Source organism: Enterococcus sp. DIV0682 (genome assembly GCF_051712685.1).
Lineage (GTDB): Bacteria > Bacillota > Bacilli > Lactobacillales > Enterococcaceae > Enterococcus > Enterococcus faecalis.
Genome location: NZ_JBIOPK010000001.1, coordinates 2,293,930 through 2,316,627, shown reverse-complemented (window position 1 = coordinate 2,316,627; position 22,698 = coordinate 2,293,930). Strand labels below are relative to the sequence as shown.

Sequence of the window (22,698 nt, the reverse complement as noted above, 5' to 3'; positions counted from 1 at the left end):
CGTGGGCTTTTTATTTATATGTAGCTCTCACTCTTTTGGGATGGAGTGAGGACTTCTTTTTAAAAGCAACTCCCAACTTGTGGCTTAAGTCATATATTCAGTGGTTAGTAAGTAATACGGAGTTTGAACCACCCAGAAGTGTGACAATGGATAAAAGTCCTTGGTGGTAGGGAAGGAGCGCTAACGTGTCAAAACAAGAATCCGATGTTGTCTTAAATTTTAAGATGAATGGAGAAATAAACTATTCACGAACAATTAAAGACATTAATAAAGAAATGAACTTAGCGGCTACCGAGTACAAAAACCAGGTATCCGCAATGGATAAAAATGCAACTCAAACTGAAAAATTAACAGCTACAAAGAAAAAATTAGAAAAACAATTATCTTTAGCTGAACAAAGAACAAAATTATTACGTGAGGAATACGAAAAATCAGTAAAAGAAACTGGTGAATATTCAGAGCAATCACAAAAGCTGTATAAGCGTTTATTGGAATCCGAAACAGGTGAAAATAAACTGCGTTCTGCATTGCAAAGTACCAATGAAGCTTTGAAAGAGCAAGGTAATTTATCAATAAAAACAGCTGAAAAACTAGCCAAAATTGAAAAAGCTGGAAACAAAATTAAATCAGTTGGGCAAAAACTGTCTGTTGGATTAACAGCACCAATTATGGGAATTGGTGCTGCTTCTATTGCCGCATTCAAAGAATTAGATGAATGTTTGGATAATATAACAACAGCAACAGGGGCTACTGGTAGTCAGCTAGAATCTTTACAAGCCAGTTTTAAAACAGTAGCAGGTCAAATACCCGCGGATATGCAAGATATATCAACTGGTATTGGTGAAGTAAATACTCAATTTGGCTTAATGGATAAGCAATTGGAAGATACAACAGGCCGAATGCTTAAATTTTCAGAAATTAATGGCTCAGATGTTTCTCAATCAACTATTAATGCAAAAAAATCAATGGACCTTTTTAGGTTGTCTATTGAGGATTTGCCAATGATTTTAGATTCAGTATCTAAAACTAGCCAAGATACTGGAGTAGGGGTAGATCAGTTATTTGATGCCGTAAATAGAGGTGCGCCCCAACTCAAAGCTATGGGACTTGGTTTTTCTGAATCAACTATGTTAATAGGTCAAATGGAAAAAGCTGGTATTGATTCAGCAGGAACTCTTGGCTATTTGGCAAAAGCTAGTGTCGTATATGCGAAAGATAATAAAACCATGCAAGAAGGGCTTAGCGGAACTATTGAATCTATTAAAGGGGCCACAACTGAACAAGAAAAACTCACTATTGCTAGTGAAGTTTTTGGAACTAAAGCTGCTTCAAAAATGGTAGAAGCTATTGATAGCGGAGCGTTGTCAATGGATGGTTTAGCAGATTCAGCAAAAAACGCAGCTGGCACTGTGGATCAGACGTTTAGTGATATTCTTGATCCAATTGACCAAGCAAAGTTGGCACAAAATCAATTTAAAATAGCAATGGGTGAACTTGGAGAACAAGTACAAATAGCATTATTACCAGCATTTCAAGCTGCAACGGATGCAATAAAAAAAGTTTCAGAATGGTTTGGAAGTTTAACAGATAGTCAAAAGCAAACCATACTGAAAATAGCTGGTGTTGTGGCTGCTATCGGTCCAGTATTAGTAGTTTTAGGAACACTTGCTAGTTCCATTAGTAGTTTGATTCCAGTTATTGCTTTTATTGCGTCGCCAATTGGTTTAGTAATTGCGGCGGTTGCCGCTTGGGTAGCTGCAATCGTAGTTGCATATAATAAAATCGGTTGGTTTAGGGATTTTATCAATACCTCCTTTAAAGTAATTAAAGATATTGTGGTTGGTGTATTTAATGTTTTGAAAGATACGACAAAATCTACTTTTGATTTCATCACAGGATTTATTGGTGGTGCCATGGATGGGGCTGCAAAAATTATTGGCGATTATGTAAATGCAATTAAGCGTATTTTTGGCGGTATCGTTGATTTTGTAACGGGAGTATTTACTGGAGACTGGTCAAGAGCGTGGCAAGGTGTTGTTGACATTTTTGGTGGTATTTTTGAAGGTATCGCTGCAGTAGCTAAAGCTCCAATCAATGCCATGATTACGTTAATCAATGGATTTATTGGTGGATTAAATAATATAAAAATACCTAAATGGGTGCCAGGAATTGGCGGTAAAGGATTTCATATTGGAAAAATTCCTTATTTAGCAGAAGGTGGAACGATTCTAAATGGTCAAGCCATTGTTGGTGAAGCTGGTCCTGAACTATTAACCGCTAAAAACGGCAAGACAACAGTAACTCCATTGTCACCAGAAGAAAAAGCTCGTGGAATTGGTGGTGCTTTGAAAGGTGGCAACACTATTGAGCAACATGTTCATATTGGCCAAGTAGATGCAAATAATCCGAGTGAAATTAATCGTTTGAACAGGAAAATGTTTCAAGCGAATGTTTGGAATAATTTAGCGACAGGGGATGTGTAAAAATGGATAGATATACGCCTAATTTTGTATGGAAAGGAGCGAATGCTCTTATAGATTATGGTTTAATTATTGAATCTGAATTGCCTGAAATTGTCGCTAAACCAAGATATAACGAGATAACTATTGTAGGTAGTAACAGGGTATTGAATGAATGGTTTGGTGATTATGAACCGTTTGATTTCAAAATTAAAGACGTCAGTGTTAGTTATGACCGATTAGCGGAAGTGAAACGATGGCTTAGTGGCAAGTCAGAATTAATCACACATAATAATGAAAACCTGTATGTTAACGCGGTATGCAATGTTAGTAATGAAGTTGAATACACAAATGAGTGGGGAACTTTTTATACTTTTGAAATAAATTTTCGTTGTGAACCTCTAAAGAGAAAAGTAAATGAAGAATTTGTCAGTCTAAAAAAAGGAGAGAATGACATTACCAATCATGGGGATGAAATTTGCTTCCCTTTATTTGAAATTCAATCTACTGGCGGTGACATCAGTATTACTTGTGGTAAAAATACTTTGATTTTAATAAATACACCTGCTGGCTTGTTATCATTAGATAATGAACTAGCTGTTTGCTTACATGAGGGAAGAATTCAACGAACAAAAGGAAACTGGATACGAATGACACCAGGAACTAACAAAGTAAAGGTAACTGGAAGTGTTTCAAGTATAAAAATAAAGGTGAGGAGTGTATATTTTTGATTAATCCAATTTACATTTATGAAAAAGTACCAAAAGATTTATCCGAAAATGGCATCCCTCTATTAGATTGGGCTGATGACCCTGAAATAACTCGTTCATTGAATAGTGAATATTCTTTTTACGGTAATTATTCATTAGTCGGTGAAAATAAAGAATATTTAAAGAAAGGTTATTATATAAAAGCTTTAGTTTCTAATGATTCATGGCAGTATTTCAGAATAAAATCAGTTGATAAAAATTTACATTCTGTTTCAATCAAAGCTCTACATTTAGGGTATGAGGCAAATCGTAACTTTATTCAAATGGCATATACTGCTAATGGTACTGGTAATCAAATTATGGAAAACTTAAAAGCGAATTTAGCATTTAAGCAACCTTTTATCTATGAAAGTAATATCAATTCCAAACATCAATTTACCGCAAAAGAAGTAAATCCAATATCGGCTATTATTGGGCAAAATAACGGTAATGAAAATTTAGCAGGTGTAACTTCTGGCGAACTAGATATGGATAACTACAGACTTATACTAAAAGACAGAATTGGTGAAGATAATGGTTTTAGAATAGATTTAGGTGTTAATTTAGAATCAATAAAAGAGACTGTGGATGACTTAAATGTATCCAACAGTCTCTATTTAATTGGTGGAACACCTGAAGATATTAATTATAACGAAGATCAAGAGCCAATAACCTTTGCTTTTTTAGAAACAAAAGGGGTAACCGATGAAAATAGACGTATTACTAGTAGGACCAATAGCGAATGTAAAACTGTAGAGGAATTAAAAAAATGGGGACAATCACTTTTTGACAAAGAACGAATCCATGAACCAAAAGTAACACATGAAATCAATATGGTTACTTTAGAAAATACTATAGAGTATCAAAAACTTTACGGTAAGATAATGAAATTGAATTTTGGGGACACTGTGTATTGCGATATTGAATACAACGGAATAACTGGGGTAAAAGAAAGAGTGACAGAGTGTACTTGGTTTCCTACTTTAGGTAAGTATAAAAATATCGTACTAGGAAACGAAATAAAATCTTACACAGATTCAGTAAATACTGCAGTTAATCAAATAACTAAAAATCTTGAAGTAAAGAGTGAGGATTTACAGAATGCTATCGTGAACGCTACTCAATGGATAACAGGAACAAAAGGTGGCTATGTTCGTTTTCGTCCTAAAGATGCACCAGAAGAAATTTTAATTATGGACAGACTAAATGCGAATGATGCAAAAAAAGTATGGCGTTGGAACCTAGGAGGTCTTGGGTATTCAAATAGCGGTGTAAATGGACCATTTGAAACGGCAATTACTCAAGATGGCTCAATTGTTGCTAATTTTATTACAGCAGGAATTTTGACAGGGATTTTAGTACAAGGTGTGGCTTTAAAAACGTTAGATGATAAAGATTTCCAAGTTGTGGTTGAAGGTGGAAAGGTAGCATTTGAACGTAAAAGAGTAAGCACAGGCCTAAAAGATGTTCATGGTGAATTATTTGGTGACATTAAGGCTACGTATGATGGAAGTGGAAAAAAAGCTAATGGTTTCGCTGTTAGACAAAAACATGGTTACATTTTTTCGATCAATACGATTAGTAAAAATAATGAGGGGCAATCAGTTCCAATTATTCAAATACCAGCAGATGTTCATCCAGACAATAGGAAAGTGAATAGTTATGCTAGCTGGTCGCACAAAGGTAATTTCAGTGTTTCTAATGAAGTAGATATTAGTGGTATTTTAAAAGGAACTATTGGTAAATTCGATAAATTATATGTTGGAGGTAAAGAAGTTATACCAGGAAGCGGTACTGGTGGAACTGGTAGCGGTACACCTCCAGAATTGACTACTGAAAAAGAGAAAAACGCTTGGGCGGTTTGGCAGTTCTTAAAATCTAAAGGTTATAGCGAACAAGCAACTGCAGGTATTTTAGGAAATATGGAACAAGAATCTGGAATTATGCCAGACATTGACGAAGGCGGTGGCGGTCCTGGCTATGGTTTAGTTCAGTGGACATCACCTGTAGCTGGTGAAAGTGGTCGTGCATATGTTCAACGTTTATTGGCACAAGCTGGTATTAGTGGTGACTATCGAAACATTAATACGCAACTTCAATTACTGGACTGGCATATGCACAACGGACAGTATATTCCTACTTCTGCTTATCCATATTCCGTTGCACAATTTAAAGCATTAACAGATATAGGAACAGCTACGATGGCTTTTGAAGCCAACTTTGAGCGACCAGCAGTTACACATCCAGAGCGGATTGATATGGCGATTTACTGGTATAACAAATTGCATGGGTTGCAACCTAGCAATCCAACGTGGATGAATCCTGTACGATCTAGCTATACGATTACGCAAGAGTGGGATCAAATTGGCTGGGGAACGAACGTTATTCATGGCGGAATCGATATTGCTTCAGTTCCTGCTGGAAGTACGCCGCCTGTTTATGTGGCACGTAGTGGCACAGTAGAAACTGTTACTTATGATGGAACTGGAGGAAATTATGTTGTAATTAAACACGATGATGGTTATTGGACCTATTACGGTCACTTAAATTCTGTTGATTTAGCTATAGGCGATAAAGTAACGACCAATTCACGTGTTGGGATAATGGGTTCCACTGGGCTTGCTAAAGGTATTCATCTTCATTTTGAAGTGTGGAAAGGCGCACAGTGGCAACGAATCAATCCACGTGATGTAATTAATTTTTAGAAAGGAGTGCACAAATGGTTAAATGGCAAGCAACGCTAAGTACAACCGAACCATACAACTATGTCGGTATTATTAATGTACGTCAAGGGAATAAGAACACAGAAGTCTTAGAAGTAAATATTGTAGAAAATGCTTTGCCGTTAGACTTAAGTCTCTGCAAAGTTTTTTTAGAGTCAATTATTAATAATAAATTCCCGATTCAACGAGCAGCAAAAATTATAGATGCTAAAAAAGGAATTATTCAGTATACCTTTGATGAATATTCTATGCAGTCGTTACACAGACAAGAAGCTTATTTTAGTATTTACAAAGGCGACAATTTAATCGGTTCAACGCAAAACTTTTCTTACTTTGTAGTGAATGCTGTTTCGAAAACAGAAGGTGAAATGGGTTCTTATTGGCAGTCCATTGAAGATTTAATCGCGGACATGAACGCTTTTATCAACGAAAATAAGGGCGATTTTACTGATTGGATGAATGCTAGAAAAGAAGAGTTCGAAGCATGGCGAGATGCGCAAAAAACAGATTTCACTTCCTGGTTCGAATCAATCAAAGATATTTTAAAAACTGTTGATCCAGGCGGAACAATGTTAGCAGAACTAATGGATGCACGTGTAGACATTCAAGGAGTGCGCCATAATTCAATTTCTGAACGTTTATTGGCAGATATGGAATATTTGTATCAGAAATTAGAGAAACGCTTATATACGTTAGAATATGGCGAAATAAGTGACTTGATTATTTTACAAGATGATGCTTTTTCGCTAAATCATGAAACAGAAATTGTTGGCACTGTTGATTATCCTGTGTCCGATGGAGCATTGGTTATCGCAACAGTTGATGATACAAAACAGAACGCTTATGCGTTTGAAAAAGTGGGTGAAATAAGTGGTTAAAGTAAAACGAATGATGGAAACCGAAGAAAATGGCGTGGAACGTCAGTTTTATCCTATTACACATGTATCCGCTGTTCGAGGATTAGAAAAAATTATTGCGGGTCAATCAAAAGTATTATCTGTTAATGGATATACTGGGGCAGTAATTATCACTAAAGCAGATTTAGGCTTAGAAAATGCACTGACAGAACTTCCTTATGCGACAGAAGAAACAGACGGTATTATCACTTCTGAAATGTTTCAACGATTGTCAAATGGCGAGGGAGGCGTGTATATTCTTCCAATCGCTACCACAGACGAACTGGGCGGAATAAAGGTTGGCCAACTGTTAGAAATTGCAGAAGACGGCACGTTGTCTGCGGTAAAACAAACAGATCAAAATTTCACCACTGAACTAAAATTGAAACTGGAAGAACTGAAAAATTATACTGCTGGAGCGAATATCTCTATTTCAGAAGATGGTGTGATTTCAGCAACTGGTGGCGGCGATGGCGGCGGAGTGAATCAACAATATGTCGACCAAAAAGTTCAAGAAGCCATTGACAGAATACCTGATATTACGTTTGAGAAAGTAGGCGAAGTACAATGACAGACATTGTTAAATTAAAACAAGGAGGAATACAGGTATTTCCTCAAACACATTGGAATGCCGTGGAAGGGAAACCGGAAGTATTAAAAGGTGAAAAGGGAGACCCTGGTCCACAAGGTCCAAAAGGAGATAAAGGAGATGTTGGTCCGCAAGGTCCAGCAGGGCAAAACGCTACAACGACAGACGTTGCAACCTCAATAAAAAATGGCTTGATGTCTAAAGAAGATAAAACAAAGCTAGATGGATTGCCAGCAATTACATTTGAAAAGGTAGGGGAAGTGTAATGACAACAGATATTGTTCAATTAAAAGAAAAAGGAAAACCAGTCTATCTTAAAACACATACTGCAGCTATTGATGGGCTTGAATCGTATCCAACTAAAGCAGATACGGATGCTACGTATCAGAAAATAGCACAAAAAACTCCGCTATGGACGGGAGTTTTAGGGTTATATGCTAATCAGAGTGCGACTCCGTCAAAGAAAATAACAGATTGTCAAACAGGATGGATACTTGTTTTCCAAGCGTATGAAAGTGGAAGTGCGTCAGAATCTACTTTCCACTATTTCCATATTCCTAAATCACATGCCACTTACCACAACGGCGCTGGAATTAATTTACAAATTAGTGATTGGCGAGGTGTAAATCGTGGTTTGAAATATGTTTATGTAAGAGAAAACCAGATTACTGGTCATGAAATGAACTCTATTTCCCCAAATAACAAATTAGTTTTAACTGAAATTTTTGAATATTAAAGGAGGTTAAGTAACAATGAAAATTTGGATTGAAAACAAAATTGGTTATATAGCTGGGTATCATAAAATGGAACAGCCTAACACAATTGAGCTTGAAGTAAAAAAAGAACCGTTTGATTTTATGAATTGGCGTTATGACGGCGCACAATTGATTCATGATCCAGAAAATGCACCACAACCAGAGCCAGCACCACCAACCGACATTGAGGTATTACAAGCCGAAAATGCGGAATTAAAACAATTGAATTCAAAACTTATGATTAATGACATGAATTTAAAAAAAGAGCTTTCCGAAGTAACGAAGAAAGCAGATAATTTTGCGCAAATTAGTGCAAAATCAATGCTTGCGATTAATCAATTAACCAATCAAGTAAAAGAAATTAATGAAAAATTAGCAGAAGGAGTGGAATAAAATGTTTACATTTGATGACATTAAAATGATGTATGACTGGGGCTGTTTTACAGATGAACAAGTAATGGAGTTTGTCCCACTTTGCATTACAGAAAAAGAAGCGAAAGAAATTGTCGGAAAGTAGGGAATTAGGTTTGGCGGTATTTGATTTTTTAGAACGTTTCGTAGTAGATCAAGAGCATAAAGCGGTATATGTTTTAATGTTGATTTGCATTGCAATGACTATTGATTTTATTAGTGGTACTATCGCAGCCAAGATAAATCCAGAAATTGAGTTTAAAAGTAAAATAGGAATCAACGGAATATTAAGGAAAGTAGCAAGTATTGTCTTGCTGCTTTTTTTCATTCCCTTAGCACCGTTGGTACCTGGTGGCGCTGGTGTGGGGCTGTTATATGTTCTGTATGTTGGCTATCTGATGATGGAAATTAAATCGATATTTGAGAACTATCAGAAGATGGGAGTAGTTACGGAACTATTTGAAGATTTCATAAAAAATTTAAAAAATAAAAAATAGGAAGGTGACTTTATGAAAAAAATTGTGACGTTGATTATTGTAGCATTGACAGCAGTTACACCGTTGAACGTATTTGCTGCAAAAGGTGATCAAGGCGTTGATTGGGCGATTTATCAAGGCGAACAAGGTCGTTTTGGCTATGCGCACGACAAATTTGCTATTGCTCAAATTGGTGGATACAACGCTAGTGGTATTTATGAACAATACACATATAAAACGCAAGTAGCAAGTGCCATTGCTCAAGGTAAACGTGCGCATACCTATATTTGGTATGACACTTGGGGAAATATGGATATTGCGAAAACAACAATGGATTATTTCTTGCCACGCATTCAAACGCCTAAAAATTCCATTGTCGCATTAGATTTTGAACATGGCGCTAGTTCTGACGTAAACGCGAATACGGAAACAATCCTATATGGTATGCGCCGTATTAAACAAGCAGGGTATACACCAATGTATTATTCATACAAGCCTTTTACGTTGCAGTATGTGGACTATCAGCGAATTATTAAAGAGTTTCCTAATTCTTTATGGATTGCAGCCTATCCCAGTTATGAGGTAACGCCAGAACCATTGTATGCTTATTTCCCAAGTATGGATGGTATCGGGATTTGGCAATTTACTTCTACTTATATTGCTGGTGGGTTAGATGGCAACGTAGACTTAACAGGTATTACTGATAATGGTTATACTGCAACAGACAAACCAGAAACAGAAACTCCTGCAATTGACGTAGGGGAAGAAGTTGAAAATACGCCAAGTTCCGATGTTAAAGTCGGTGATACGGTTAAAGTGAAATTTAGCGTTGATGCTTGGGCTACGGGTGAAGCTATTCCAGATTGGGTAAAAGGAAACAGCTATAAAGTGCAAGAAGTAACTGGAAGCAGAGTGTTGCTAGAAGGCATCTTATCGTGGATTAGTAAAGGCGATATTGAACTATTACCAGATGCAACAGTTGTTCCTGATAAGCAACCAGAAGCAACTCATGTGGTACAATACGGTGAAACGTTATCCAGCATTGCTTATCAATACGGAACAGATTATCAAACATTGGCTGCATTAAATGGATTGGCTAATCCAAATCTTATTTATCCTGGTCAAGTTTTGAAAGTCAATGGATCGGCAACAAGCAATGTCTACACGGTTAAATACGGCGATAATTTATCTAGTATTGCAGCCAAACTCGGCACTAATTATCAAGCCTTAGCTACATTAAACGGATTAGCAAATCCTAACTTGATTTATCCTGGTCAAACATTAAATTATTAAGAAATAAGCAAATCCCTACTTCTCATTGTGAGAGGTAGGGTTTTTTTGTTTATTCAGTATATTTTACATGTCTATTCGCTTGCCTTTTTTTATTTTTTGATGTAGATTTTATCTTGTTGTTATAGTCTATTTTGCTAATTTGAATTAAAATGATATTACGCAAACCCTTGTGAGTTCTAGTCTGTCTAAATATGGTGTTGTAGAAAAATTACACCGTGAAACTAAATAATTTAGTTAGATAGAGCCTAGAATCCTTGTTGTGTAAGGGTCTAGGCTTTTTATCTATTGATTCATTACATGTTCATTTGTAGATGGAATGTAGAGGGAGGATTACCCAAGTTTGGCTGAAGGGGACGGTCTCGAAAACCGTTAGGCGAGTAACATCGTGCAAGGGTTCGAATCCCTTATCCTCCGTACCGAGAAGCAGTTGAGTTATTAGTTGCAAATAAAACGACAGAGACGTACACTTAAAGTAGAAAAATACTTAAGAAGAGGTGTCTATTATGTCAAACTATGAAGAAAAAGAAGCGCAAGCATTAGTAAAAATTGCTGACGTTTTGAACAAATTGGATGCAAGTTTAGAAGAGTTGGGCTCGCTAGATGAGGATACAAAAAAACATAGTATGAAGAGATGGATTGTTGAAAAAAAAGCCATTCATGAGATTAAAAAAATTGCACACGAAGCTGGTAAGTATGACAAGTATGATGAAAAAGAATTAGAAAAAGAAATGGATCTGTTGGAAAAGTTTATGTAAAAAAGCGCTAGCTTTTGTTCAACAGTTATTTAAGTTTGAGTCTAGAATTAATCGTTTTGATTTTTTCTAGGCTTATTTTTTATGAAGTAAGCAAATCGTATCGGGAGAGGTATTGAATTAAGAAATAAAGCATGTATTGATTCAGAAAAAAAGTTGTAGTAAAATGTTCGTCACAACTACTTTTCTTATGATTTCATAGAAGGAAAAGTTGGAATAATGAATTGAGAAGAGTCGATTTTTAGGAGATGATTTTAGGTGACTTTTTATCAATTATTGCAGTTAGATCCATTTATTTTAAAACAAAAAATTCATCAAGCGGACACTAAAAAACAGCGGAGATATTTTTGGCGCGCCTTGTTAATAAGGGATATTTTATTAGTTTCGTTTGCGATTTTATGGGTGTCGACGATTACTTTTTTCTTTGGAAAAGCTGTAGCGCCTTTTTCAATTGTATTATTTTGTTTGCTGTTGAGTATCCGTTTCGTCTCATATGGCTACAGGGAAAAACAGGCCTTGCTTAGTTTAGGAATCGTGTTAACAATTCTAGGTGTTAGTCCACTAATTTCACTGATTTCTGTATCATTTTTACAATGGGGTCTTCATTTTATCTGCTTGCTGGCATTGTTTTTCTTAACTGGTAAAAACCCTAAAATGGGTAATCCGGGCTTGTATACGTTCTCCTACTTATATTTAGTTGGCACGGTTCACTATCAATCGTTTCAGCAATTAGAACAAACTTTCTTTGTATTAGTGTTTGCCTATTTACTTTTAGCTTTTGTTTATCATGTGAAACATAAAAAATTGGATCAAGAGATTACTTTTATACAGATGGTTACAGAAAATGGTTTTTTTAATCAAAGAAATATTTGGTTTGGTTATTACGCTTTAGGCATTAGCTTATTACTTTTTATAGGAACGCACCTTCAGATTGACCGCTTTATGTGGGCAACATTTGCTAGTTCGTCATTATTTTCTGGGTATGATACGTTTAAATTGTCTGAACGAGCCAAAGAACGAATAATAGGGGTCGTTATTGGTTCTCTAGTATCGGCTATCTTGTTATTTTATATACCAACGAACCTACTTGGTATTTTAGGAGGACTTTGTTTGGGCTTATGCACATCTTATAAAAGTAAAACGATTTTTAATTGTGTTGGTGCTATCATGGCAGCTTCTATGATATTTGGGCTAGAAACAAGTCTTTACTTAAGAATTTTGTTAAATATGTTGGGGCTAGCTTACGGTTTGCTTTATCATTTTGTCTTTGTAAAAACTATGTCCTATTGCAATCGCAAAGAGTGGCTGAAATTGTCTGAATAAAAGGAGCCTAACATTCTTTCTTGAAAGAATGTTAGGCTCCTTAGACATTTTTGTTTATATTCCATATTATCAAATTATATGCATGCTGTTAATCAATGACCAACTGCTATATCCAATGTCGCAATTTTTGCTGAGTCAGTCGGTACAAGGTCTAGTTCCACTTCGTCAAACTGATTGCCATCAACTGGTATCCCAAAGTAAATGGTAGATGGTCCAGTTCTACTTTTATAGACTATTATCTATTAGTATACCTAAATTTCTATTTAATTCGTAATGACTGACCAGGATAAAAAACAGAAGTTTCAATGCCTGGATTTAATGCTAATAATTCTTCTAAGGTTAAACCATTTCTTTCGGCTAACTGTCGCCCACCTTCACCACTTCGTACCGTATCGTATATAGGTTGGTCTGATTTAGAATTTTGTATTTGTTCACTAGAATCAGAGTTTTGAGGTGGTTGCTGTTCAGATTGTTCAAAAACTTGCTGAGTTTGATTATTTCTTTCAATTAATTGTTCCAACGTAATATTACCTAGATAAGTGTATATTTGTCCATTAACAGTTAAAGTACCATCATTATTTTTCGTTACTGTTCGGGGCGTATTATTCAAAAGAAACGTCATTGTTTGATTACCATTCTCATCCACAGAAAAACTTACCTTTTGAAGAGGAACATTCGATTGAGTAATGTTAGTGAGTGTTCCGTCAGCATTTATAAAAAATAAGTTATCACTTTGAGGAATACCCCAACCGCCTATAAAATCAGCTAAGCTAACTTGTGGTAGCGGTTCTTTAGTAGTAGATGAAGAGGTAGATTGGTTTGTTTCAGATGAGACGTTTTGATAATTAGAGTTGGTTTCTTCCGTTTTATCTTTTTGAGTGGAAGAATCAATACTTTTCTTTGTGTAAGGTTTCAAAACTAGTTTTGCTTGGTTATCAGAATTGTTTGTCTTAGTAGGAGTGAAAAGTAGAATTTGCTTTTCTTTTTTTATCTTGTAAGCTACTTCTTTTCCTTCATTTTCCCAACGAATTTGATTGTTTTTTAGATGGTATTTGACTTTGTATTCTATTTTATTTGCAATTTGTTTACCTAATTCTTCGCCTGCTTTTTCCAAATCATTTTTTGCAGTTGATGTGTGTTCATCTGTATTGATTTTGAAAGTAGCGGTATCTTCGCTGAATGATACAATCATTACTACTTCATCAACGTTGGAGTTTACGGCCCACTCGTTTGCCATTAGCTCTTTTGTGGTCACTTTATTTCTGCAAGAAGTAAGGGTCAGTAAGGATAAAAAAACAATCAACCCCAGTAAACTTTTTTTCATTTTTAACTCAATCCTCTTTTCTATTTTACTGTTTTTTTGTATCTTCGAATCTCTCTCAACCCCAGCCAACCACTCGCTGATAACAAGTACCAAAACGGCATAAACTGGATTAGATAGCGAGAGCGGCCGCCTTCAAAGAGCAATAAATACAGAATAGCTCCAATGAAAGCTAATTTTAAAATCGCGTAGTTATTTTTTGAATCTTTTAGAGGGATACTGAACAATAGACCTAGTAATGTGAGTAAATAGAAAAAATGCATATAAATTCGTAGATAGTTACTTTTTTGATTTTGCGGATAATACAGTGACCGCAAGTGTTCTTGCCAACGATTTTTAGAAGGTGTTTCTGGGATTAAATCACCGCCATCCCAACCCCAGTCAAAATCACCATTGGCAGTATTATGACGATTTTTTTGAGCCAGAAAACGGAGATAACCGAAGAATCCTTTATTTTTTAAACGGTCTTGAATCATTTTTATGGTATAAGCTTTTTTGGCTTTTTGTGTAGGCAACTGATTTACTGCTTGTGTATCTGCATCATTGTAACCGCCAGTTCCCGTCAAACCCATCATTACAAAAAGTGTCCAAGGTTTGGCTTGTTCTTTATCGATTTCCGTAATCGTTTGTTTTTCCACAAAAAATTGAAAACTATAATATGCGCTGGCGAAACCAGTCAGTAAAAAGAGAGCAACCACGGTTAATTTTACGATAGACTGTTTGTTCCGATTTACTAAAAGAAGTTGCAGCACTTTGATACAACTAAATGCAATAAAAAAGATAATAGACGAAGGTTTCATTAAAAAACACCAAGCTAAGCCAATTCCAATAAACAGTAATAAACAATATTTTACGAAGGGAGGGGAAACTTGGTCAAAAAGGCTATATGCAAAAAAGACTAGGTTGATGAACAATAAGACGGCCGTATCTGTATAAGGCGTGAGTAACCATGGAGACAATCCGAAAGAAAGAAAAAATAAACTGTAAGCAACGAAGGCGGTTAATGGATTAAAGACACGTTTAGAGGCATGATAAAAGAGAAATAAACTGCTATTAATAAACAAGCAATTAACCACTTGCCAACTAAACCAAGTATTGCTCCAGCTCTCTGTTACATCAATGAAACGCAAAAATTTATTCAGGTAATACATCATGAAAAAGAAAAATTCGTTATTGGGGTTTAAAGAAAGTACGATTTTTGAATAATCCTTATTTTCAGTGGTAATACTATGAAAGTTGTCAAAAACATCCCAACCAATCGGCACAGTAATCTGCGTCAGGAGTAAAAGTTGCAGTAAAAATAAACTGATCAAACTACCAATAATAACCACACGATCATGGGTTTTTATTAAGTGCCAGAGCGCTTGAATCTTAGTGTAAAGAAATTTTTTGTTTTTATAAATAATCAACAATAGAATAATTAATAGAGGAAGTAAAACAAGCAAGTGCTTAGGCTTTCCCCAAAGAATTTTTACCAGCGAATAGGGAGAGTTAATTGCGCCGTAAAAGACAAATAAAATAAAAAAACTAAAAATATAATTTTCTAGATTCAGAATCCGTTTAAAAGTAGCCATATTTTCTCCTTCCATTTTTTTAGCTAGACTAGTTCTTATTTTATCATAAAGATTTTAAAATAAGAAAAAAGCCCTTCTTTTAAAAGAAAGGCTTAAAACTTTTCCTTACTTCACTTCTTTGTAACGGAAGAAGAAGCGTAAGACGCTATTTTGGCTAGTTGTTGTTAGTTTATCTGTCGGTAAGACTGTTAGTAAGAAGAAAAACAGACTAATCACAAGAGTGAAAAATAAGAAGACGGGACTGCCACCTGTTATCACAGTATCTGTTTGAACATCATATTTCAGTGTTGACATAACAGAGAAAACTTGTGTATAGCTACAGGCAATAGAAAGTAGATATAAAACAAGCACGCCCCAACCTGTCATCCCAGCATCACGATACCGACGGACACACATTGCCCACGTTGGTAATAATAAAGCTAACCATAAAACAAGTGCAAAAAGCATCAACGGTAATAAGTTCCCAAAATCATAGGTTTCAAAATATTCAGCTGCTAAAATTGCTGACACGGCTTTGCCGACAATGGCAATATAAAAAATAAGTGCTAAAATGCTTAATACCAATGTCATCCACCAATAACCAGCACGTGTGGTCCGACCTTTAAAATCAACATATCCACGAAAATAATCTTTAAAAGCTTGTCCAAATGTTACTTTGCCTTTTTCCTCAATTTTAACCATAAAAACACCCCTTTGTATTTAATAAAATGATTATAACGGAAAGTAATAAAATAGGAAAATGCGAATTCGCATATTTTGTGATTTTTTTGATAAATCATATAAAGAGCAGGTTTTATCAAAAAACGGTAAAATAAGAGAAGATATTTTATAATGGAGGAATCATGAATGAAAATCAGTATTAGACATCGCTACATAGCAAAAATTCCAGCATTAGAAGTGACAACAGAAGAGCAAAAAAACGAAGCATTACCTTTAATTGTTTACTATCATGGTTGGCAATCAGCTAAAGAATTATCTTTAACACAAGCAAGAAAATTAGCACACGAGGGGTTTCGGGTCATTTTACCAGATGCCATGAACCATGGAGAAAGAAAAACAGGACCTATTTCCACGATTCCTTCGATTACATTTTGGAGTAGCATTCAATATAATTTAATTGAATTTCCAGTAATTATCCATCATTTTCATAAATTAGGGTTGATTAAAGAAAATTGGATTGGCGTAGGTGGTGTATCCATGGGCGGTATTACTACTAGCGCTCTTATGACCCAACATCCTGAGATTCAAGCTGCTGCTTGCTTAATGGGAACACCCTATCCGGCGCGCTATATTCAGCGAGTGATTCAACGGGCGAAAGAATTTGCTATTTTTGTACCTAAAGACTTGCCACTGTTGCTAAGTTGGGTACATCAATACGATTTATCACAAACGCCAGAAAGACTACAAGAACGACCGATGCTGTTTTGGCATGGAACGGAAGATGAAAAAATTCCCTATGAAGACATGGCTGATTTTGAACAATTAGTGTCTGGGAAAACGTATGCGAGAAATACGCAATTTATAACGGAAATCGGTGAGCGGCATTTAGTGAAAGGAGAAACAATGGATTTGGTTGCTGACTTTTTTAAAGAAGCGTCAAAAACGTTAGAAAAATAACGGGATTTTTCAAAGAGAAAAGGGGAATCAGCTTGTTTTTTAAGAACACTTTCTATAAACTTAACAGAAAAGGGGTTGAAGGTGTACATGGAGAAAAACAAGTTGAGAAAAGTGGGCTTAACTGCCCTAGAATGGCTAAAACAACATCCAGAAATTAAACAACATAAAGAATCAAGTCTCTATGAACAGTTGTTTGCTAGTCAGCAATGGCAACAAGCACAAACAATCGGAATGATTCGGTCGTTACCGCTAGAATTATCAACACAGCCAATTTTCGAGCGGGCCATGCAAGAGAGCAAGCAAGTGGCGGTGCCGCGAACATTTAAAGGAGGCAAAATGCACTTTTATCAAGTCTTTCCAGAGACGGTTTATGACACCAGTGCATTTGGCGTGGAAGAACCTCCGTTAACAGCGGCAGAAATAACAGCTACAGCGATTGATTTATTGATTGTGCCAGGGATTGTTTTCAATCGTGCTGGCTATCGAATAGGCTTCGGCGGTGGTTTTTATGATCGTTATTTGGAACATTTTTCGGGCCATTCATGTAGTTTAGTTTTTAGTGAACAACTTCATGAGCAATGGCAACCAGAAGCGTTTGATCAGCCAATCGAACAATTATTTATACAATAGGAGGAATGGAATGAATTATCAAACAGAAATGAAATTGAAACGGCTAAAAAATCAGCCGTTCATTACGTATGCCCTTTTAGGTATTTCAATCATTGTTTTCCTTGGATTGGAATTAACTGGAGGATCAGAAAATATTTTAAACTTAGTTAATTGGGGGGCAATGGTTCGTCCACTGGTAGCTCAAAATCATGAATACTGGCGGTTTATCACGCCAATGTTTCTTCACATTGGGTTTATGCATATTATTTTGAATATGGTTACTCTTTATTATATCGGCGCACAGGTTGAGGCAATTTATGGGCATTGGCGCTATTTGGGCATTTATTTATTGAGTGGGATTGCTGGAAATATCGCCAGTTTTGCCTTTGGGACACCCAACAGTGTCTCAGCGGGTGCTAGTACAGCGCTTTTTGGTTTGTTTGGCGCATTTGTTATTTTAGGACGCCATTTTAGAGACAATCCAGCGATTATGTATATGGTGCAACGCTATTCAATGTTTATTGTGATTAATTTGTTATTTAACTTGTTTAGTAGCTCTGTAGATATGATGGGTCATGTTGGCGGTCTAATCGGTGGACTATTAGTAGCGACGGCTTTTGCTGTTCCAAATCGTGAAGAAGCATTTAATAAGCACGAGCGAATTATGGCCACGTTAATTTTTATTTTTCTTGTCGTAATTTGTCTGTTATTGGGTTTTAAAAAATACGGTTTACCTGTATAATAAGGAAGTGTTTTCGTATGGAAACGTTATATGATGTACAACAACTTTTTAAACAGTTTGGGATGTATATTTATGTCGGTGCACGGATTTATGATATTGAGTTAATGATGATTGAATTAAAAAAATTGTATGAAGGTCAATTGGTAGACCGAGATACGTATTTACAGGCCCGGCATATTTTGCAAAGAGAGCATCGAATAGAAGAATCTAGAGGGAAGCAGAAAGGAATCGACTAAATGGATAAGAAGATTATTGGGATTGATTTAGGTGGAACGACCATCAAATTTGCTATTTTAACAACCGATGGCGTTGTTCAACAAAAATGGAGTATTGAAACGAATATTTTAGAAGATGGCAAGCACATTGTGCCATCAATTATTGAAAGTATTCGTCACCGTATAGATCTTTATAATATGAAAAAAGAAGATTTTGTGGGAATTGGTATGGGAACACCAGGAAGTGTCGACATTGAAAAAGGAACTGTTGTAGGTGCCTATAATTTAAACTGGACGACTGTACAGCCTGTCAAAGAACAAATCGAATCTGCTTTAGGAATTCCGTTTGCATTAGATAATGATGCCAATGTTGCCGCTTTAGGTGAGCGTTGGAAGGGCGCGGGGGAAAACAATCCCGACGTGATTTTTATTACTTTAGGAACAGGTGTTGGCGGAGGCATTGTTGCAGCGGGAGAATTGCTCCACGGTGTTGCTGGCTGTGCTGGTGAAGTTGGGCATGTGACGGTTGATCCTAACGGCTTTGACTGTACCTGTGGGAAACGTGGCTGTTTAGAAACTGTTTCTAGTGCCACTGGTGTCGTTCGTGTTGCACGTCATTTATCAGAAGAGTTTGCAGGTGACTCTGAACTGAAACAAGCGATTGATGATGGACAGGATGTTTCAAGTAAAGACGTTTTTGAATTTGCCGAAAAAGGCGATCATTTTGCTTTAATGGTTGTGGATCGTGTTTGTTTCTATTTAGGCTTAGCCACAGGAAACTTAGGTAACACGTTAAATCCAGATAGCGTGGTTATCGGTGGAGGTGTTTCTGCAGCAGGAGAATTTTTACGTAGTCGTGTCGAAAAATATTTCCAAGAATTTACCTTCCCGCAAGTTCGAAATAGTACAAAAATCAAATTAGCAGAGCTAGGTAATGAGGCCGGCGTCATTGGTGCCGCTTCACTAGCATTACAATTTTCAAAAGAGAAATAGAGAGGGCTTTTTAGAATGAGTATTTTATGGGTAATCAATGGCATTTTGCTAGTTATTGTACTAGCGATGGTATTCAATGAATTATATTTGAAAATTATGGTGAAACGTTCAGCAAAAATGCTGACGGAAGAAGAATTTAAAGAAACAATGCGTAAAGCACAAGTGATTGACGTTCGTGAGAAAGATACATTTGATGCTGGGCATATTTTAGGGGCGCGCAGCATGCCATACAGCATGTTAAAAACAACAATTGGTTCTCTTCGTAAGGATCAACCTGTTTATCTTTATGATCAGAAGAAAGCTTTAAGTATCCGAGCAGCTAATTTATTACGCAAAAATGGCTATACTGATATTTATATTTTAAAAGGCGGCTATGATGGCTGGACTGGGAAAGTGAAAAAGAGAAATAGTTAATAACAAAAAGAGTTGGTCTTCATTGAGACCAACTCTTTTTGTATAGGAAAGTTTAATAGAGATGCTGCTTTTTGTCAGTCCTCACTTTTTGAGCTACAATAAAGAGAAGAGGTGAAGGCAGATGATTCAAATCAAGCGAGCATATGAAGCACCGACAGAGCAAGATGGCTACCGTGTTTTAGTTGACCGTATTTGGCCACGAGGAAAATCCAAGGAATCTGAAAAGTTAGATGAATGGCTCAAAGAAGTGGCCCCAAGTACAGAGCTACGGAAATGGTTTAATCATGAAGTAAATAAATATCCCGAGTTTAAACAAAAATACCAAGAAGAATTGAAACATGAGCCAACTGCCACAGCGTTTAAGCAGTTACAGACGATTGTAAAAAATCAGCCAGTAGTCACGCTGGTCTATGGGGCGAAAGATACAGTGCATAATCAAGCGGTTGTCTTAAAAGAATTATTAGAAAAATAGAGTAGGTGATTGGATGAAAATTGCAATTGTAGGTGCTGGACCCAGAGGCTTATCAGCTGCAGAACGAGTCATTGAATGGGCTCGTAAAACGGAAATAAATGTTCAGCTCACATTGTTTGATCCATACGGTCCAGGTGGGAAAATTTGGCGAGCAGAGCAACCTAATTATTTATTAATGAACACCGTGATTAGTCAAGTCACTTTATTTACAGATGAATCTTTTAGTGGCGAAGGACCAATTGTCAAGGGCCCCACTCTCTATGAATGGACCCAAACAGAAGCTGCGCAGTACATTCAACAGCAACAACCCTATAATTATCTTGAGTTGTTGAAAGAATGTCATCGCCTTGGACCGAATGATCACTGCTCGAGGGCTTTTTATGGCATGTATCAAAAATGGTTTTATACGTATTTAGCCACGCGATGTAACGAACAAACATCGCTGACGTTTTTTAAAGAGCCAGTAACTGCTGTGCGGGCAGGAGAGGATAACTATTATGTGTATACTCAATCCATTGAGTTTACGGCAGACAAAGTAATTTTAGCTTTGGGTCACCAAGAAAATGAATTAACGACTGTTGAACAAGAGCTTGCGGACTACGCCAAGGAGCATCGTTTGTTTTATTCTTCTCCTAAAAATGCGGCGGATGCTTTATTGGCACTTGCCAATATACCTGCAAAACAACCCGTTGTGTTAAAAGGCTTAGGTTTGGCATTTTTTGACTATTTATCTGCCTTGACGATTGGCCGCGGGGGTGTTTTTTCTCGTCAAAATGGCCGCTCACGTTATGAACCTTCTGGAAGAGAGCCTATTATTATTGCTGGTTCTGGTCGCGGTTTTCCTTCTCATCCTCGAGGGATTAATCAAAAAGGTTACGGGGAAACCTATCAGCCTGTTTTTTTAACCGAAACCTATTTAGCTGAATGTCGTAAAAAAGGACAGGTTACAGGTGCAGAGTTTTTTGGGTATTTAAAAAAAGAAGTGGAATATGTGTATTACACTTGCTTAATCGAAGAAAAATATCCGCATCTTTCTAAAGAGGCCTTTCAACAGCTGTTTATTCAAACCAAGGGAGCGCCGGAAAGCTTAGCCCACTTTGAAAAACAAGATTGGTTTGATTGGCAAGCGTTAGAACATCCTGAAACAAAGAAAACCACTCATGAAAGTTTTCGTTCGTTTTTACTAGAGTATTTAAAATGGGATATTCAAGAAGCAGAGAAAGGCAATCTTAGCGGTCCTTTGACCACTGCTTTAGACAGTTTAAAAGATTTAAGAGATCAGATTCGCTTTGTCTTGGATGAAGGGTTATTAACGAATGACGAGAGTCAGAAGTGGTTGTGGCACTGGTTTACCCCGTTGAATACCTTTTTGTCAGTGGGACCTTCTGTTGAAAGAACAGAAGAGCTACAGGCGTTAGTTGAACTGGGATTAGTCACGATTCTGGGGCCAGAAATGCGTGTCGAAATGAAAGCGGGTCAATTTATTACTTATGCTAATTTGTTTCCGGAAAATCGGTATAATAGTCACTTTTTAATTGAAGCGCGCATTCCCAAAGTCAATAATGAAAAAAGTTTGAATCCTTTAACGAGGCAGTTGTTAGCCGATAAGCTAGCTACGCTCCATCAACTGGCATTAGCCGATGGTCAAATAGTCAAAACAGGTGCACTCTTGATTGTGCCTGCCACGAATCAAGTCATCACAAAAGATGGACAGGTGGCGACAGGCCTTTTTAGTTGTGGTATTCCAACAGAAGGTATTCATTGGTTAACAGCCGCTGCAGCTCGTCCTGGTGTGGATCCTTGGAATATGCGCGATATGGATCGGATTGCTGCCACTATTTTTAATAGTTAAGAAAAATAGTCAGCTCCTTTGGTAAAAAAGAAAGCATAACAAGTGGTCATCCATCAAAGCGATGGATGACCACTTGTTATGCTTAAGAGAATCAACCGAGCCAGAAGCGCTTCTGTTGATTTCTTGGCGTTAGATTTTTTATCTCAACGTCACAGCTATTTTTTAACGTGCAATACGTTTACGCATCGCTTTTTTACGGTTTTCTTCAATCATATCTTCTTTTTCTTCAATTGGATCAATGACTGTTTTTTTAATAGTTGTAGCCACACCGGCTAAAGCAGCAACTGTGATAGCAGTACCGACTAACATACCTGATACAAATTTTTTCATCGTTCATTCCTTCTTTCAAATTGTATTTGTTTCTATTATGACGGAAAAAAGCAAAAAAATCCAATAGTTACAATGATTTTTCATAAACTCTACGACTAATTTAGAGATTTGTTAAAATTTACCAAGTCTTTTC

At 36.6% G+C, this 22,698-nt stretch carries 25 protein-coding genes and 1 tRNA gene; 22 read left to right on the top strand and 4 right to left on the bottom strand.

Translation table 11 applies throughout. The features are described from left to right. Nucleotides 1-185 precede the first annotated feature (185 nt). The 14 genes from IGK96_RS11125 (at nucleotide 186) to IGK96_RS11060 (ending at nucleotide 12,426) form a co-directional block, all read left to right on the top strand. The gene (locus IGK96_RS11125) at nucleotides 186-2,483 is read left to right on the top strand and encodes a phage tail tape measure protein (protein ID WP_033781481.1); all 2,298 of its coding nucleotides are present in this window, start codon (nucleotides 186-188) and stop codon (nucleotides 2,481-2,483) included. A 2-nt stretch (nucleotides 2,484-2,485) separates the two neighbouring features. Further along, complete coding sequence (locus IGK96_RS11120; RefSeq protein ID WP_002418624.1) at nucleotides 2,486-3,190, top strand: phage tail protein; 705 nt, start codon at nucleotides 2,486-2,488, stop codon at nucleotides 3,188-3,190. Then, nucleotides 3,187-5,913 (top strand): phage tail tip lysozyme, encoded by a 2,727-nt coding sequence (locus IGK96_RS11115; RefSeq protein WP_438756147.1) that lies wholly within the window; start codon nucleotides 3,187-3,189, stop codon nucleotides 5,911-5,913. The genes IGK96_RS11120 and IGK96_RS11115 overlap by 4 nt, the downstream gene beginning before the upstream one ends. Before the next feature lie 14 nt (nucleotides 5,914-5,927). Beyond that, a complete protein-coding gene (locus tag IGK96_RS11110) occupies nucleotides 5,928-6,809 on the top strand; it encodes a phage baseplate upper protein (protein WP_438756145.1) in 882 nt (293 codons plus the stop codon). Next, nucleotides 6,802-7,398 (top strand): hypothetical protein, encoded by a 597-nt coding sequence (locus IGK96_RS11105; RefSeq protein WP_002365087.1) that lies wholly within the window; start codon nucleotides 6,802-6,804, stop codon nucleotides 7,396-7,398. The genes IGK96_RS11110 and IGK96_RS11105 overlap by 8 nt, the downstream gene beginning before the upstream one ends. After that, complete coding sequence (locus IGK96_RS11100) at nucleotides 7,395-7,682, top strand: collagen-like protein (protein ID WP_002365086.1); 288 nt, start codon at nucleotides 7,395-7,397, stop codon at nucleotides 7,680-7,682. Before IGK96_RS11105 ends, IGK96_RS11100 begins: the two co-directional genes overlap by 4 nt. Further along, nucleotides 7,682-8,152, top strand: a complete 471-nt coding sequence (locus tag IGK96_RS11095; protein ID WP_113821092.1) for a hypothetical protein — start codon at nucleotides 7,682-7,684, stop codon at nucleotides 8,150-8,152. Before IGK96_RS11100 ends, IGK96_RS11095 begins: the two co-directional genes overlap by 1 nt. Before the next feature lie 16 nt (nucleotides 8,153-8,168). Continuing rightward, entirely contained in the window at nucleotides 8,169-8,564 is a 396-nt protein-coding gene (locus tag IGK96_RS11090) for a hypothetical protein (RefSeq protein ID WP_113821091.1), read from the top strand. 1 nt (nucleotide 8,565) lies between these two features. Continuing rightward, nucleotides 8,566-8,688 (top strand): XkdX family protein, encoded by a 123-nt coding sequence (locus tag IGK96_RS11085; RefSeq protein WP_002368228.1) that lies wholly within the window; start codon nucleotides 8,566-8,568, stop codon nucleotides 8,686-8,688. A 10-nt stretch (nucleotides 8,689-8,698) separates the two neighbouring features. Further along, on the top strand, nucleotides 8,699-9,079 hold the full coding sequence (locus IGK96_RS11080) for a phage holin family protein (RefSeq protein WP_010706839.1): 381 nt from the start codon (nucleotides 8,699-8,701) through the stop codon (nucleotides 9,077-9,079). Nucleotides 9,080-9,091: 12 nt separating this feature from the next. Then, nucleotides 9,092-10,351, top strand: a complete 1,260-nt coding sequence (locus tag IGK96_RS11075) for a LysM peptidoglycan-binding domain-containing protein (RefSeq protein WP_113821090.1) — start codon at nucleotides 9,092-9,094, stop codon at nucleotides 10,349-10,351. A gap of 324 nt (nucleotides 10,352-10,675) precedes the next feature. After that, nucleotides 10,676-10,765: transfer RNA gene (locus tag IGK96_RS11070), tRNA-Ser, on the top strand. Between the two features lie 89 nt (nucleotides 10,766-10,854). After that, nucleotides 10,855-11,106 carry a hypothetical protein gene (locus tag IGK96_RS11065; protein WP_002393583.1) on the top strand — a complete coding sequence of 84 codons (252 nt, stop codon included), beginning with the start codon at nucleotides 10,855-10,857 and terminating at the stop codon, nucleotides 11,104-11,106. Nucleotides 11,107-11,361: 255 nt separating this feature from the next. After that, complete coding sequence (locus tag IGK96_RS11060) at nucleotides 11,362-12,426, top strand: FUSC family protein (RefSeq protein WP_002362350.1); 1,065 nt, start codon at nucleotides 11,362-11,364, stop codon at nucleotides 12,424-12,426. 259 nt (nucleotides 12,427-12,685) lie between these two features. Here the strand turns inward: IGK96_RS11060 and IGK96_RS11055 are convergent, their stop codons facing one another. The 3 genes from IGK96_RS11055 to IGK96_RS11045 all read right to left on the bottom strand — a co-directional run bounded on the left by IGK96_RS11055 (nucleotide 12,686) and on the right by IGK96_RS11045 (nucleotide 16,002). Beyond that, a complete protein-coding gene (locus IGK96_RS11055) occupies nucleotides 12,686-13,399 on the bottom strand; it encodes a DUF4950 domain-containing protein (protein ID WP_411860126.1) in 714 nt (237 codons plus the stop codon). Nucleotides 13,400-13,770: 371 nt separating this feature from the next. Next, entirely contained in the window at nucleotides 13,771-15,336 is a 1,566-nt protein-coding gene (locus IGK96_RS11050; protein ID WP_025192000.1) for a membrane protein, read from the bottom strand. Nucleotides 15,337-15,426: 90 nt separating this feature from the next. Further along, complete coding sequence (locus tag IGK96_RS11045) at nucleotides 15,427-16,002, bottom strand: DUF805 domain-containing protein (protein ID WP_002356327.1); 576 nt, start codon at nucleotides 16,000-16,002, stop codon at nucleotides 15,427-15,429. Nucleotides 16,003-16,167: 165 nt separating this feature from the next. Here IGK96_RS11045 and IGK96_RS11040 point away from each other — a divergent pair, with 165 nt between their 5' ends. From IGK96_RS11040 to IGK96_RS11005, 8 genes are all read left to right on the top strand, one after another. After that, nucleotides 16,168-16,938: an alpha/beta fold hydrolase gene (locus IGK96_RS11040; RefSeq protein ID WP_010707173.1), complete on the top strand. Its 771-nt coding sequence runs from the start codon at nucleotides 16,168-16,170 to the stop codon at nucleotides 16,936-16,938. Between the two features lie 87 nt (nucleotides 16,939-17,025). Then, the gene (locus tag IGK96_RS11035) at nucleotides 17,026-17,568 is read left to right on the top strand and encodes a 5-formyltetrahydrofolate cyclo-ligase (protein ID WP_002384041.1); all 543 of its coding nucleotides are present in this window, start codon (nucleotides 17,026-17,028) and stop codon (nucleotides 17,566-17,568) included. Between the two features lie 10 nt (nucleotides 17,569-17,578). After that, the gene (locus IGK96_RS11030; RefSeq protein ID WP_002362481.1) at nucleotides 17,579-18,289 is read left to right on the top strand and encodes a rhomboid family intramembrane serine protease; all 711 of its coding nucleotides are present in this window, start codon (nucleotides 17,579-17,581) and stop codon (nucleotides 18,287-18,289) included. Between the two features lie 17 nt (nucleotides 18,290-18,306). Further along, a complete protein-coding gene (locus IGK96_RS11025; RefSeq protein WP_002356332.1) occupies nucleotides 18,307-18,525 on the top strand; it encodes a YqgQ family protein in 219 nt (72 codons plus the stop codon). Continuing rightward, nucleotides 18,526-19,497, top strand: coding sequence for an ROK family glucokinase (locus IGK96_RS11020; RefSeq protein WP_002356333.1), 972 nt, complete (start codon nucleotides 18,526-18,528; stop codon nucleotides 19,495-19,497). Nucleotides 19,498-19,512: 15 nt separating this feature from the next. Further along, nucleotides 19,513-19,911, top strand: coding sequence for a rhodanese-like domain-containing protein (locus tag IGK96_RS11015; RefSeq protein WP_002356334.1), 399 nt, complete (start codon nucleotides 19,513-19,515; stop codon nucleotides 19,909-19,911). Nucleotides 19,912-20,032: 121 nt separating this feature from the next. Next, the gene (locus tag IGK96_RS11010; RefSeq protein WP_002365077.1) at nucleotides 20,033-20,383 is read left to right on the top strand and encodes a DUF488 domain-containing protein; all 351 of its coding nucleotides are present in this window, start codon (nucleotides 20,033-20,035) and stop codon (nucleotides 20,381-20,383) included. A 13-nt stretch (nucleotides 20,384-20,396) separates the two neighbouring features. Then, entirely contained in the window at nucleotides 20,397-22,235 is a 1,839-nt protein-coding gene (locus IGK96_RS11005) for an FAD/NAD(P)-binding protein (protein WP_085443045.1), read from the top strand. A 162-nt stretch (nucleotides 22,236-22,397) separates the two neighbouring features. Here IGK96_RS11005 and IGK96_RS11000 read toward each other — a convergent pair whose 3' ends face one another. After that, nucleotides 22,398-22,565: a DUF3042 family protein gene (locus tag IGK96_RS11000; RefSeq protein WP_002356337.1), complete on the bottom strand. Its 168-nt coding sequence runs from the start codon at nucleotides 22,563-22,565 to the stop codon at nucleotides 22,398-22,400. Nucleotides 22,566-22,698: the final 133 nt, after the last annotated feature.